This is a genomic window from Nocardia sp. NPDC050175 (assembly GCF_044459885.1).
In the GTDB taxonomy this organism is placed as follows: domain Bacteria; phylum Actinomycetota; class Actinomycetes; order Mycobacteriales; family Mycobacteriaceae; genus Nocardia.
Map to the genome: position 1 here is coordinate 153,295 of NZ_JBITJI010000004.1, position 13,209 is coordinate 166,503.

General features: G+C 66.8%; 10 protein-coding genes. 3 read left to right on the plus strand and 7 right to left on the minus strand.

Annotated elements, in window-relative coordinates; all coding sequences use genetic code 11:
- The first annotated feature begins 228 nt into the window (after window positions 1-228).
- Window positions 229-834, plus strand: a complete 606-nt coding sequence (sigK, locus tag ACIBK2_RS15225; protein ID WP_396967548.1) for an ECF RNA polymerase sigma factor SigK — start codon at window positions 229-231, stop codon at window positions 832-834.
- Window positions 831-1,625 carry an anti-sigma factor domain-containing protein gene (locus ACIBK2_RS15230; protein ID WP_396967550.1) on the plus strand — a complete coding sequence of 265 codons (795 nt, stop codon included), beginning with the start codon at window positions 831-833 and terminating at the stop codon, window positions 1,623-1,625. The genes sigK and ACIBK2_RS15230 overlap by 4 nt, the downstream gene beginning before the upstream one ends.
- A gap of 1 nt (window position 1,626) precedes the next feature.
- Here ACIBK2_RS15230 and ACIBK2_RS15235 read toward each other — a convergent pair whose 3' ends face one another.
- The 4 genes from ACIBK2_RS15235 to ACIBK2_RS15250 all read right to left on the minus strand — a co-directional run bounded on the left by ACIBK2_RS15235 (window position 1,627) and on the right by ACIBK2_RS15250 (window position 6,707).
- Window positions 1,627-2,499, minus strand: a complete 873-nt coding sequence (locus tag ACIBK2_RS15235) for a cyclopropane mycolic acid synthase family methyltransferase (RefSeq protein WP_396967552.1) — start codon at window positions 2,497-2,499, stop codon at window positions 1,627-1,629.
- Between the two features lie 369 nt (window positions 2,500-2,868).
- Window positions 2,869-3,663, minus strand: coding sequence for an HAD family hydrolase (locus ACIBK2_RS15240; protein ID WP_396967554.1), 795 nt, complete (start codon window positions 3,661-3,663; stop codon window positions 2,869-2,871).
- Window positions 3,664-3,876: 213 nt separating this feature from the next.
- Entirely contained in the window at window positions 3,877-4,470 is a 594-nt protein-coding gene (locus ACIBK2_RS15245; protein ID WP_396967556.1) for a chloramphenicol phosphotransferase CPT family protein, read from the minus strand.
- Window positions 4,471-4,721: 251 nt separating this feature from the next.
- Window positions 4,722-6,707 (minus strand): Hsp70 family protein, encoded by a 1,986-nt coding sequence (locus tag ACIBK2_RS15250; protein ID WP_396967558.1) that lies wholly within the window; start codon window positions 6,705-6,707, stop codon window positions 4,722-4,724.
- Between the two features lie 573 nt (window positions 6,708-7,280).
- Between ACIBK2_RS15250 and ACIBK2_RS15255 the strand changes: the two genes are divergently transcribed.
- The gene (locus tag ACIBK2_RS15255; protein WP_396967560.1) at window positions 7,281-8,042 is read left to right on the plus strand and encodes an SDR family NAD(P)-dependent oxidoreductase; all 762 of its coding nucleotides are present in this window, start codon (window positions 7,281-7,283) and stop codon (window positions 8,040-8,042) included.
- Between the two features lie 351 nt (window positions 8,043-8,393).
- Here ACIBK2_RS15255 and ACIBK2_RS15260 read toward each other — a convergent pair whose 3' ends face one another.
- From ACIBK2_RS15260 to ACIBK2_RS15270, 3 genes are all read right to left on the minus strand, one after another.
- Window positions 8,394-9,977: an FAD-dependent oxidoreductase gene (locus ACIBK2_RS15260; RefSeq protein ID WP_396967562.1), complete on the minus strand. Its 1,584-nt coding sequence runs from the start codon at window positions 9,975-9,977 to the stop codon at window positions 8,394-8,396.
- A gap of 1 nt (window position 9,978) precedes the next feature.
- A complete protein-coding gene (locus tag ACIBK2_RS15265; RefSeq protein WP_396967564.1) occupies window positions 9,979-10,983 on the minus strand; it encodes a diiron oxygenase in 1,005 nt (334 codons plus the stop codon).
- A 248-nt stretch (window positions 10,984-11,231) separates the two neighbouring features.
- A complete protein-coding gene (locus ACIBK2_RS15270) occupies window positions 11,232-12,401 on the minus strand; it encodes an Hsp70 family protein (RefSeq protein ID WP_396967566.1) in 1,170 nt (389 codons plus the stop codon).
- Between the last annotated feature and the right edge of the window lie 808 nt (window positions 12,402-13,209).

Sequence of the window (13,209 nt, forward strand, 5' to 3'; positions counted from 1 at the left end):
CGCGGCGTGTCCCGGCCGGTCGCCTCGGCCGGGACACCGCGCGAGCCGCCGCTGGCAGGCAGGCTCTGCCCAGTAGTCGAAGCCAGAGGGCGCGCGGATTGGTCTGGATTTCGGCGGCGCGCGGGGTAGCGAGGGCGTTGCGGCGATCGGGTCGTCATATGATCTGGCCCACATCCCGCCGTTGCCCCGCGCACGGCTTCCGGCTTGGTCAGGCTTGGAAGGACATCTATGGTCAGCCGCGCCCGAGCACTACCCGGCGCCCGCACCCCCGACGGCGTGACCGATCCAGCGAACACTCCGGAACTATTGCTGCGCCGCGTCGGCCGCGGCGACGAGCAAGCCTTCGCCGCGCTGTATGACATCGTGGCGGGCCCGGTGCTCGGCATCGTTACCGGCGTACTGCGCGACCACGCGCAGTCCGAAGAGGTCGCGCAGGAGGTGCTGCTCGAGATTTGGCTCAAGGCAGCGCAATTCGACGAGCACGGACGCAGCGCCTTGGCGTGGGTGCTGACCATCGCGCACCGTCGCGCCGTCGACCGGGTGCGCTACCAGCACGCCAACATCGAACGGGAAAACCGCGCAGGACTATTGGAGCCGCGCCACGGATTCGACGAGGTGGTGGAGGCGACGCTGGACAAGATGGAGCACGAGGCGGTCCGGCAGGCTCTAGCTGATCTCACCGACCTGCAACGCCGATCGATCGTCCTCGCCTACTACGGCGGCCGCACCTATCGCGAGGTCTCCGAGGCCCTCGACAAGCCGGTCGGCACGATCAAGACCCGGATGCGCGACGGACTCCTCCGTCTGCGGGAGAGTTTGGGAGACCGCTCGTGACAACCGACCTGCACAACCTCACCGGCGCTTATGTGTTGGATGCGCTGTCCACCGCGGAGCGCGTCGTCTTCGAGCAGCACCTGGCCGACTGCCCGGCCTGCCGCACCGAGGTCGACGAGCTGAGCGAGGTCGCCGTACACCTGGCCATCGCGGTCCCGCCGCTGCCCGCAGCGGGCATGAAGGAGCGGGTGCTCGCCGACATCCGTGCGCGGCCACAGCGGCGACTCGATGACGCGCTCGGGCAGACGCAGTTGTTGCCCGCGCTGGACGCGCTCGGCCGCACCGACATCATGCCTGCATTGAATGGGTTGTCGGACAACCACTTTCCGCCTCCGCGCCGCGAGTGGATCATCCGGGTCGCGGTCGGCGTCGCGGCCGCGGTCGCGGTGGTAGCCGTGCTGATCACCGGGCTCACGATGGTCGGCGGTGAGCACGGCGGCGATGTGGTCGCGGCGGATCAGGTGCGCGATGCGCGCGACGCGGTCACCAGGAATGGCGTGCTTACGGTGGCGGATGGTGCTGCGACGGCAGTGTTTTCGGCCAGTGTCGGCAAGGTGGTGGTCACCACCACCGGACTGCCGACGCCGGACAACGAACACGGCTACCAGCTGTGGACCATCCCGGCCGACGGCACGCCGCGGTCGGCCGGGATGATGCACGTTTCCGGTGGCCGCGCCGAATTGACCGCGGACCTCGCCCAAGACACCGCGCTGCTGGCTATCACGGCTGAACCGAGCAATGGGTCGGTTCAGCCGACGACGCCCATCGTGGCGCGAATTCCGTTGAACTGAGCTACTTCACACAGGTGAACTGCATGACGTCGATGTGGCCCGCCCGGAAGTGCTGGGCGCATCCCGTCAAATATCGCATGTACGTCTGATAGGTGTCCGGACCACACAGGGCTTCCGCCTCGTCGCGCCGCTCGGCCAGCGCGGCTGCCCAGTAGTCGAGAGTTTTCGCGTAGTGCAGTTGCAGCGGGTGGATCCGTTCGACGGTGAAGCCCGCGTTCTGCGCGTACTGGCGGACGCCCGGCGGAAATTTGCTGCTATGAAAGGGTAATTGGCCGCCGGGAAAGATGACGTCACGGATGAAGCGGAAGAAGTCGATATCGGAGCGGTCGAGCTTGATGCCGCGCTCGCGCAGGTACGTGAGGCCGTAGATGACGATGCTGTGCAACAACATTCGGCCGTTTTCGGGCAACGTGCGGTAGGCGAAGTCGAAGAACTCGGTGTACCGCTCGTGCCGAAAGTGTTCGAACGCACCGATACTGACGATGCGGTCGACCTTGCCGTCGAACTCCTCCCAGCCCTGCAGGCGGACTTCGGCTCGGGCGCCGTAGCCGGCCTCGTCCAGCATGCCCTGCACGTAGCTGTGCTGGTTCTTGCTGAGCGTCAGCCCGATCACGTCGACGTCGTAGCACTCCAACGCGCGCATCATCGTCGAACCCCAGCCGCAGCCGATATCGAGCAGGGTCATGCCGGGCTGTAGATCGCACTTACCTAGGGCGAGATCAATTTTCGCGCGCTGCGCCTGTTCCAGGGTGTAGTCGTCCTGCTCGAAGTACGCGCAACTGTAGGTGCGAGTCGGGTCGAGAAACAGGGCGAAGAATTCGTCGGACAGGTCGTAATGGGTCTGCACCTCCGCATAGAACGGCGTGCGGGTCATGTCGATAACCTCCGTCGAGTCCATCGATGGTCGACCGATCGCAAGTGGCGACCGGGCGATGAACAGGCGATCGAACTACGGCGACAGGCGCCGTGACGTCACGCAGCGGCGATGCTTGGCCAGGCGACGGTCCTGACATCAGCTACGAACATCAGTGTTCACAATAGCGCAAGGACATCAGTCGCCGACAGGGGGCGGTCGAGGTCGGGGCCAAAGCTCCGGCGCGGGGCTCAGTCACGGCCGAAACCAACACCCCGGCACCATGACGACCGGGCACCAGGCTGGGGCAGAACTTGCTCCACGGCGGTGACAACCGCGCTCAGTCAGGAGCGAAATCAACGCTCCAGCACGGTGGCGACCAGGCTCCAGTTACGGCCGGAACCAACGCTCCAGGATGGTGGCGACGCCGTCTTGCTGGACGTCGCCGGTGACCTCGTCGGCCAGGTTTCTGACCTCGGCGGGTGCGTTGGCCATGGCGACGGAATGTGCTGCCCAGCGGAACATTTCGCGGTCGTTGTAGCCGTCGCCGATGGCCAGGGTGGCGGTGCGGGGAACGCCGAGGGAGCGGCGGAGGCGTTCGAGGGCCCAGCCTTTGGAGACGCCTTGGCGGGAGACGGTGAGCCAAGGACCGAATTCGCCGTGCACCCAGCTGGCGCCGGGGACGTGGAGTTTGTGCAGCAGGCGACGCATTTCTTCCAGCGAACCCTCTGGCCACCAGCCGTTGAGCCGTGGAGTCGGCTCGCTGCTCAGAGCACTGTGGTCGACGAGCAGATATTCGCCGAGCGAGTACCCACCGGGGCTGACGCCGGTAGCCCAGTAGCCGACACCGACCTTCTCAACGGCGAACACCATCTCTGGGATCAGCGCCCGCAACGCGACGACCGCAGGCGCCGGATCGAACTCCTGCACGGTCAACGGCTGCCCCTTGGCCACGTCGACATGCACCGCCCCGTTGGAGCACAGCGCGTGCCCTTCGATCAACCCGAGCTCCGCCAACACCGGACGAGTAACCAGCACAGTCCGCCCGGTCGTCACCACCACATGCGCACCCGCCGCTACTGCCGCACGCACAGCCATAGCCACGCGCTCACTAACCGGACTGCCGGTCTCGAGCAGCGTCCCATCTACATCCAGCGCGATCAGCTGGGGTCCCCCGGTTGCCACCAGCCCATTGTGCCCCGCTGGCACAGTGCTCGTCCGCGGTTCAATCGCACCGAGACTGTCACTCACGTCTGACGATTCAGCCTGGTCGCCGAGACCGGTGTGCTGACCGCACCGCACAGCGTCGAGATCATGCGCCCCAGACGCACGCCGGCACCAACGATCGTCCGAATCTGCACTGTCCCGAGAGACAGTGCAGATTTCGAGGGCAGCGGGCTACTGACGCTCTCGTCGGAGTACGGCTCTGGCCAATTCGGCGGGCGAGCCGGTGGTGGTGTCGATGATCAGGTCGTAGGTCGCGCCGTGGTCATGGACGGAGTGGAAGTGGCCGCGGGCCAAGCCGATCTCGTTGCCGCGCGCTAGCTCTCGCTGTTCCGCGACGGGCAGCGGACAGGCGACGGCCACCAGCTGAATGTCCAGGCCCGCGAGGGCGGTCTGCCACATCGGGAGCAGATCCGGAGTCAGCAGCATCTCATCGATGACCAGGTGATCACCGCCGTGCGCGAACGCGGCGGCAGCCGTGCACGCGGATTGCAGCATCCGACGGCCCACCGCGCCGTAGCGGACAACCAGCAGTGGGTGGCCGTCGTCGTCGCGGCCAGTGCGGTCATACCAGAACCCCGCACGACTCAGCGGACCATCGCGACCGCCACCCCAGTTCGGCGGCACCAAGCCGAAGAGGGTGTCGATTCCCCAGTAGACGAACGGCACATCGCTCTCGTCCTGGATGCTCCGAGCCAACGTCGTCTTGCCCGCACTGGATGTCCCGTTGAGGAAGATGACCTGGCCTGGGCAGTCGGCACTCCGCATCCGACCACCCTATCGAGTTGGCCTCGAACAACCCTATGCAGCAACCACCACGGCTGCACTGCTCGAGACCGTCCGCTCGGCCACCTTCACAACCGATGAGGGATATTCAGCCACCGCATCGGTTCTCGGGACCACCCGAGTCGTCACCGCGCTACCCGCTCAGCATGCCTCGCAACCGATCAGGCACGTCTGTGTGTCCCCGGCCAAGGCATGCGCCCAACTCGGTCCAGGCGCCAGCGGCGGCAGGGCCGCTAGTGGGCCCCTACGCCGCCGCCGGTGGAACCGCCGGATGAACCGCCTGAGGAGGCACCGCCGGAAGTTGCACCGGCTGAGGTCGATCCGCCCGAGGTCGAACCGCCGGAAGTGGAACCGCCGGAAGTGGAACCGCCGGTAGCAGCTCCGGAGGTGCTGCCACCGGCGGAGACGCTGTTCGAGGTGCCGCCGGAGGTGCTGCCGCCAGCAGTGCTTTCGCTGGATGTGCTTCCGCCCGAAGAGGTTCCGCCTGCGGTCGAGCCGCCGGAGGAGGTGGATCCTGACGACGAGGTTTCGGAGGAGCCGCCGGTGGTGCCACCTGACGTGGAGCCGCCGGTGGAGGTTTCACCGGAGGACGTTCCGCCGGAAGAGGCGCCCGATGTTCCGCCGGACGATGTCCCGCCTGACGTCGATCCTCCGGTGGTTTCGGAAGCTGTTGTGCCGGTTGAGGTGCCGGTGGCCGAGGTCGGGGTGTCGACGACGCCACCGGTGGCCGGAGTGCTTGCGGCGGGTGCGGCGGCTACCGGGTCTGGGACTGCGGGAGCCGAATTAACCGGGGGCGCAGCAGGTATGGAGCCAGGGGCCGGTACCGCGGGGACACCTGCGATGGGGGCCGCAGGCTGGGCGGAGGTGCCTGGGGCCGGGGGTTGGCCCAGCGGCGGGATGAGTTGGCCGAAGGGCAGGGGGTTGATGAAGTAGGCCGGGTCGGCATAGGTGCCGCCGTGTGATGTGGTGGCGCCGGGGAGCCGGGGTTCGTTGTGCGAGCCGAGGCGGGATTCGGCGACGCTCGGGCCGAGTTTGGTCGTATGGGCCGCCGGGGTGATGAACAGGCCGTAGGCCGAGGGTCGCGGCATGGCCGCGGCAGCGGCGAGGGTTCGCGAGGTCGTCCAGCCGGCCGGTGTCGCCACCCAGGCGTCCCGGTGACTGGCCAGGTCGGCGCTGGAGTCGTAGAGCAGGGTGTCGGTGGTGGGTGCGTCGAGGCCGGGGAAATGTTCGAGCACCGGCGACGCACTGGGGACCGCAGGGCTGCCGAATACCGTCACCGCCGACATGGCTACTGCGGAAACGACAGCGGCACTGGAGAATACGGCCACGCGCGGCGCGTGCTGCTTGCCGCCGGACGCGGCGAGCGCCATCGTACGGGCGGCCATGAGGGCCGCGCCCGCGGCGACGATCTGACCGGGGTCGGCCGAAACCACCAGGGGGCGGCCGAGTTCGGCGAGGGTGCGGGCGACCTCGGCGGGGCGGGAGGCACCGCCGATCACCAGGATGCTGCTGATGTCGGACAGGGTGAGGTCGGCCGATCGGACGGCGGCGCGCACCACGTCGAGCGTGTCGTGCACGTGCGAGGTGCGCAGGCTGTCGATGTCGACCATTGACAGAGTCGACGTCGGTACGGTCGCGCCGGGCTTGGCGTCGTGGGCGTATCGCGCGATCATCGCGCCGAGCGGTCTGCCGCCGAAGTCGTAGGAGCGCAACGGCTTTCCTACCATCGGGTGGTTGTCCCAGTCCGGGCCGACGCGCACGACGGTGACGTCGAGGCTGGTCCCGCCGAGGTCGTAGACGAGGACGAAGCCGGGCTCCAGCGGGCCGTGTTCGTTCTCCAGCCATTCCGCCGCGGCGACCGGTTCCGGCACCAGCGCAACATCACTCGCGCCGGACAGGTCGAGTGCCTGCCGCAGCAACGACACCTCTTTGTCGGAATACGTTGCGGGATAGGTGGCTACGGCACCCGACTCGGACGCGGACGGCTCGGCGTCGCGCAGTCCGTTCACCACGGCGGCGACCAGGTTCGCGGGCGACCAGATGCGCCCGCCGACGATCATCGGCTCCGGGTCGGCGCTCAGGTCGGCGAAATCCGTTACGGCCATGCTGAATTGCGGGATGCCACCGATGCGTAGTCCGCCCGCGCTGTCGAAGGTCACTGCGGTGCGTCGACTGCGCACGACGGGCCGGGTACGTACACCGGTCGCCGAAGCAGTCATAGAGTTCACTGCGCCGATGCTGAAACCCAGACCTGTGGTCATATGCTATCCCGTCAACGTACCGAGACCACGTCCATCACACAGAGAACCATGTGGCCGCGGTCGTCTTCCAAACAGCCAGCACAGATTAGCTGTTCGGCTCGCTGGAAGGATGTGGAATAGACATGAACGGCTAGAGAATGGCGTGAAACGTTTAGCTCGCAACGGCAATGATCCGTGTCACCTGCAACTATGCTCCGGCAGCGGATTGTTCAGCCCTCTCGACGGCCGTCGATTCAATAGCGCACCATCCAATCCGGTTACCATGCAGCGATCCGGACAATGCTCCGATAGATGATCAACACCGCGAACTTCGCCGAGAATTACCCGTCACATAAAGACACTGACCGGTCGGTAACCAAACTATAGCCAGCCCCGGTGATTTCAGCACAGCTAAACCCGGCCCACCAGATACATGACGCATCAACTCAACGACCGTTTCCCGCCAGCACGGCCCACCCGCTCCGGCTTGACTTGGTTCTGCGACCGCACCACCCCGGTGAGATCGCAAGAACGAGAAGGGAAATGGAGACCATGGCGACACGGTTCGCGGAAAAGGTCGTACTGATCACGGGCGCCAGCTCGGGTGTCGGCAAGGCGGTAGCGCTGCGGGTGGCGAGTGAAGGTGCCGCTGTAGTACTCGGCGCGCGCGGCAAGGACGCGGGCGAGCAGGTCGCGGCCGATATCCGGGCGACAGGCGGGCGGGCGCTGTTCGTGCCGACCGACGTGACGGTAGCGGAAGACGTGGCGCGGCTCACCCAGGCCGCACTCACCGAATACGGGCGGCTCGACGCGGCCTTCAACAACGCGGGCGCGGTCAACGCCTTCGGTCCGATCGGCGAGATCGATGACGCAGGCTGGCGGGCCGACCTGGAACTCAACCTGACGAGTGTGTTCTACGGTCTGCGCCATCAGGTGCCCGCGCTGATCGCCAACGGCGGCGGCGCGATCCTCAACAACGCCTCGAACCTCGGGGTGGTCGGCATGGGCTCGGTCGCGCCGTACGTGGCGGCCAAGCACGGCGTTGTCGGCCTGACCAGAGCGGTCGCGCTGGAGTCGGCGAAGCAGGGCGTCCGGGTGAACACGATCGTGTCCGGCGCGATCGACACTCCCGCCTTCCGCAACTCGATGGGCGCGACCCCCGAGGGCGAAGCCGCCATCGCCGCACTGCACCCGCTGGGCCGGATCAGCCAGCCGGAGGAGACCGCGTCCTTCTGCGCATACCTGCTCAGCGACGAAGCCAGCTTCATCACCGGCGCCGCACTCGCGATCGACGGCGGCTTCACCGCGCAGTAATGCTCGGCAGCGCACGAATCAGTGCCCCGCGCACGAATCAGTCAGCGATTGTCAGCGCGGCGGGACGAAACGTGCGCGGCGATGAACCGCGCGGCGGACGGAGCGCAGAGTTCGGGCTGGAGCACACGCGGCGGCGCGATTCGGCGCAGCCGTGTGCTGCTCGGCAGCGCACGAATCAGTCCGCCGCGCACGAAACGGTCAGCAATTGCGGGCGCGGCGGCATGAAACGTGCGCGGCGGGGAGTTCGGGGCGTGGTCGCGCCCTCATCGCGCGACCTGGGCACCATCGACGGCGCCGTTGGCGTCGATGGTGGCGGCCTCGCGGGACCACGTAGTCCCGCGAGGGGTTCTGTCAGGAGCGGGTCAGGAGGCGGCGGACCGGGTTGCGGCGCTTGGTGGCGCCGGAGGTGCGGACCGCTGGCTGACGCTGGTGGATCAGGCGGTCGAATTCCGTTGCGGTACCGGCGGGTTCGGGGAGACGGCCGGCGTTGTAGTCGTCGGCCAACTGCTGCACGGTCTGCTGAGCACAGGACTTGTTGGTGCCGATGAAGCCGGTCGGGCCGCGCTTGATCCAGCCGGTGACATAGGTGCCCGGCAGGACGGCACCGTTGACGCGTTCGAGGACGCGGCCGTCTTGGTTCGGGATCACGCTGCCCGCGGCGTCGAACGGCAGGCCGGGTAGTGGCACGCCACGGTAGCCGACCGAGGTGAGCACCAGGCCCGCATCGAGACGTTCGGTGCTGCCGGTGGCGACCGCACGGGTGCGGCCGTCCGCATCGGTGACGAGTTCGTTGCGGCTCACCTCGAGGCCCGCGACCCGGTCGGTGCCGAGGATTTCGGTGGGAGAGGCGAGGTAGCGGAACACGATTCGCTTGCGTTCACCGAACGGCCGGGCGCGCACGGTGTGCAGCAACCGCAGCTTCTGCTCGACCTGATACGGCAGACCGTCGGTGACCTCGGGCAGCTCGCCGTCGATCGCGATGTCCACGTCGGCACCGAGCAGACCGACGAATTCCGGCACGGTGAAAGCGGATTCGAGCGGACCGCGGCGGCCGAGGATGACCACCTCCTCGATCTTGCTCTCCCGCAACGCCCGCAGCGCATACGGCGCAATGTCGGTGCCCGCCAACGCATCCGGATCGCTGGTCAGAATGCGCGCGACATCGAGGGCGACGTTGCCGTTGCCGACGATCACCGCCCGCTGCTGCGACAGATCGAAAATGCGGTCCACGTGATCGGGATGCCCGTTGTACCAGGCGACGAAGTCGGTGGCAGAGATATTGCCGGACAGTCCTTCACCGGGGATGTCGAGCTTGCGGTCGGCCGACGCACCGACGGCATAGATCACCGCGTGGAAGTGATCGAGCAGCTCCTCGTGCGAAACATGCCCGCCCACTTCGACATTCAGGTACGAACCGAAGCCGTGCTGGGCCGAGATGATGTCGAACAGCTCGCTGACCTTGCGGGTCTTGTCGTGATCCGGTGCGACACCGTGCCGGGCCAGCCCGTACGGAACCGGCAGCCGGTCGAACACGGTGACCGACACGTCGGGCTGGGTCAGCAGCTCGTCGGCCGCGTACATCGCCGACGGACCCGACCCGACGATCGCCACCCGCATCGGCTGACGCTCGGTCCGAATCTCGGCCGCGGGCACCGGCTTTGCCAGCAGCGGCCGCGGCCGAGCCTGCCGGTAGAAGTCGGCGTTGATCTCGATGAACGGCTTCTGCTCGTCGGTCAGCTTCTTCGCCGAGACGATCGCGTCGACCGGGCACGCGGTGGCGCAGGCGCCGCAGTCGACGCACGCCTGCGGGTCCACGTACAGCATGTCCGCGGTCAGGAAGTCGGGCTCATCCGGCGTGGGATGGATGCAGTTGACCGGGCAGGCGTACACGCAAGACGCGTCGCTGCAACAGGACTGCGTGACGATATAGGGCACGTCAGCCGGCCTTGGCCGAACGCAGCGGCTCCGAACGGTAGCGGGTGGTGTGGCCGTCGATCTTGAGCAGCTTCCAGACCGCCTTGGAGATCGGGTTCATCAGGCCGATGTCCTTGGCCAAAGTGCGCACGTCACCGAAGAAGTCACTGAACTCCTGCTTGGATTCCTTCGACCCGTAGAACAGTTCCTTGCGCACGTAATCCGGGATGTCGAATTCGCGCCAGAACGACCGCGGCGGGGTGAAGATCGAGCGGCCGAGGATGTACATGACGATCGGCATCGCGATGGACAGCACGAACTTGCTGCCCGGCTTCGCCTCCGGCACATGGATTTTCAGGAACTCGTGGGCGAAGGAGATGTGCCGCGCCTCTTCGGCCACGTGAATGGCCATGACGCCGCGCATGATCGGGTGCACGTCCTCGTCGGAGCGCAGGATCGCCTTCTGGATGTGGTCGATCGGCTCTTCACCGGCGAGCACGGCCATGAAGAACAGGTTGGGGAAGAGCGCGGCCACCGGGGCGCCGACGTACTTGAACTTCCGGACGAGCGGGCCCATGCCGGGCACGTCCTCGCCGATCCGGTTCACCATCTCCTGGAACATCAGGGTGTGGTTGTGCTCCTCGATCATCTCGTGGGAGCAGTAGCGGAATTCAGGGGAACCGTTGGGCAGGCCGAAGTTGTGCGTCACCATGCCGCTGATCAGGATCGTCTCGAACTGCAGGCCCACCTTGGCGACGTTGGCCTGGCGGTACTTGCCGATCGCGATCTTGCGCTCGTCGGTCTGCGCGAGGTACCACGGGTGGCGACCGAGCGGGTCGGCCGAGACCGGGAGGATCCAGCGCTCCGGGCCCGCGTCGGGGGCGAAGTCGGGGTTGTCCCAGTCGATGTCCTCGAATGGGTCGAAGTGCTTGTTGACCGAACCTTCGGAGAGCAGCAGCAGCTTCGAGGCGTACTCCTGCGCCTTCTCCAGATCGGCATCGATCGGGGGCGTCACGGCTGTAGACATCGTCGTCGCTGCCTCTCCTTGTAGGACGTTTATCTGTATCCCATAGTTACACCTATGGAGAGTCACGTCAAGGCACGAAGACGACACCTGGACGGTTGATCACGAGGAACTAGTGCTGGCGAACGCGAGAGGCCGCCGCCACCAGTTCCCCTCGTCGGGAAACGGTGGCTGCGGCCTCACTCGACGCAACCAGCTGATCAGGCGGATCCGGCGGCGGCCGCCCTCGTCACCACCGCCACCGGATCTCCTTAATGCAGCCCCAGCTGCGCCAATCCCACGACCACGCCGTCGGCGGGCAGCGCGAGCGCCATACCGACACCGGCGACGGACAGCCCGGCGGCCAGCGCGACTCTGCTCAGTCGCTGCTTGGTCCGCTGCGACAGCCCCATCGCCCTGGTGGCTGCCCGGCGGTGCGCGCCGGGGCGACGCTTGCCGTGGTGTTTGCCCGCCGCTTCCTCGGCGGCGACGGCGGCTCGGCGGCCGATGATCGCCGCTCCGTCCGCGATGGTGCGCTCCGGATCGGGCGCGGTGATCACCGGCCGGGCCAGCTCGCCCGCCAGCACCTGGGCCACCTCGACCGGTCGCGCCGCCCCGCCGACCACGACGACACAGTCGACATCGGCCATGGTGACGTCCGCGGCACGCAGGCATCGGTAGACGAGCGCCAAGGAGGCCCGCACATGTTTGGTGCGCAACTCGTCCGCAGTGGTGCCGGTGACCGAACCGGATATAGAGGCCGAGGGCAATCCGTGCCCGGCACGCGAGGCGACCAGCGCACCGAAGGCCCGGCCGCCGTATTCGGCGGAGTGCATCGGCTCGCCGACGATCGGATTGCTCGGACAGCCCGCACCGACCCGGACCAGCGTGATGTCGAGGCTTGCCCCACCTAGGTCATAGACCAGGGCGAGCCCGGGCATGAGCGGGCCGCGGTCGGCTTCCAGCCAGGTCGCCGCCGCGATGGGTTCGGCGACCAGCTGAACAGTGTCGAGTCCGATCGCGTCCAGCGAAGCGCGCAGATCCCCGATGTGCGTCTCGGTGTAGCGCGCCGGGTAGGTGAGCGCGATGCCGACGTCGCTGCTGTGCGCGTCGTAGTGCGGATGATCCAGCAGCGTCTCGGTGATCAGGCTCTCGGCGACCACCGCCACCAGGTCTGCGGGTGAGAGGGCACGGTGACCGACCCGCGCCGACATGATCGAACGTTGGGTGAGATCGGCGAATTCGATGATCGCGCGCCCGTGCCGCGGGATCATGCCGACCCGGGCCAAACCCGTGCTGTCGAAGGTGAGTGTCGTTCGGCGGGTGATGGATTGGGAGCGCTGGGCCCATCGGCGGCCCGGTGGAGCTTTCGCTGAACCCTCCTCCGCGAGCGCGGAAACCGTGTTCACCGTGCCGATGCTCAAACCGAGACCAACCGCCATCGCAATCCTCTGATCGCCGAGCCGATTTGCTTCGAACAACGTCCACGCAACCACTCCGCGACCGGCCTGCCAACCACCGGACACCCTGTTGTCCGCAGCCCGCCTGTTTTGGAACAGGTTGCATAGCACAAGCAGCGATCCTGGTCACCTGCCCTGGACGGCGGCGAATGCGACGGCGGCCGGATCGCGCTGCGACACGCCGATATTGGAGGGTGTCCCGTCCGTGTTTGCGGAGGCGCCGAACAACCGTCCAGACGTCGGGCAGCACCCGCGGATACACGTTCTCACATGCTGTGATAGCCCCTAACAATCCCCCGAAACCCGGACATGCGACCGCCGGAGGCGGATACTGTCTCGAATCGCCGGGGCGAGACGACGACACACCGCACCGCCCACACCTTGGACACTCGACCGGATGAGGTGTCAGCGCAACTCTGTACCCGATATCGTGGCGCCGCCCGATCGCCGGAACCGACGGATTTCCTTGCGCCAGCACAAGATCAGCAACGTCTCAGCAGCCGGATGATCTACCGACCGACGCCGCCTGAATCCGCGCCCTCCGACCGGTGATCCTCCGCCGGATCTACAGCACCAGGCTCCTGTCAGTGGACGTAGAGCGCCTGGCATTCGGCACCGATCACCGACACAGCCGGTACAGATAGTCCGGCGCACGAAAGAGCAAGGCGTCCAGGCATTTCAGATTCCCGCACCACGGATCGGTCATCCGTTCCGGCACAACCGCTTCCGACTTCAGACACTGAAGGCCAAGCCGAAAGCCATTGGTTTCGGCTGCGGCAGTGCAGAATTG

Bases quoted from the DNA above. Each gene is read 5' to 3' on its own strand.
- ACIBK2_RS15235 (WP_396967552.1), bottom strand. From the start codon at position 2,499: ATGACCCGCACGCCGTTCTATGCGGAGGTGCAGACCCATTACGACCTG.
- ACIBK2_RS15270 (WP_396967566.1), bottom strand. From the start codon at position 12,401: ATGGCGGTTGGTCTCGGTTTGAGCATCGGCACGGTGAACACGGTTTCC.
- ACIBK2_RS15245 (WP_396967556.1), bottom strand. From the start codon at position 4,470: ATGCGGAGTGCCGACTGCCCAGGCCAGGTCATCTTCCTCAACGGGACA.
- ACIBK2_RS15250 (WP_396967558.1), bottom strand. From the start codon at position 6,707: ATGACTGCTTCGGCGACCGGTGTACGTACCCGGCCCGTCGTGCGCAGT.
- sigK (WP_396967548.1), top strand. From the start codon at position 229: ATGGTCAGCCGCGCCCGAGCACTACCCGGCGCCCGCACCCCCGACGGC.
- ACIBK2_RS15255 (WP_396967560.1), top strand. From the start codon at position 7,281: ATGGCGACACGGTTCGCGGAAAAGGTCGTACTGATCACGGGCGCCAGC.
- ACIBK2_RS15265 (WP_396967564.1), bottom strand. From the start codon at position 10,983: ATGTCTACAGCCGTGACGCCCCCGATCGATGCCGATCTGGAGAAGGCG.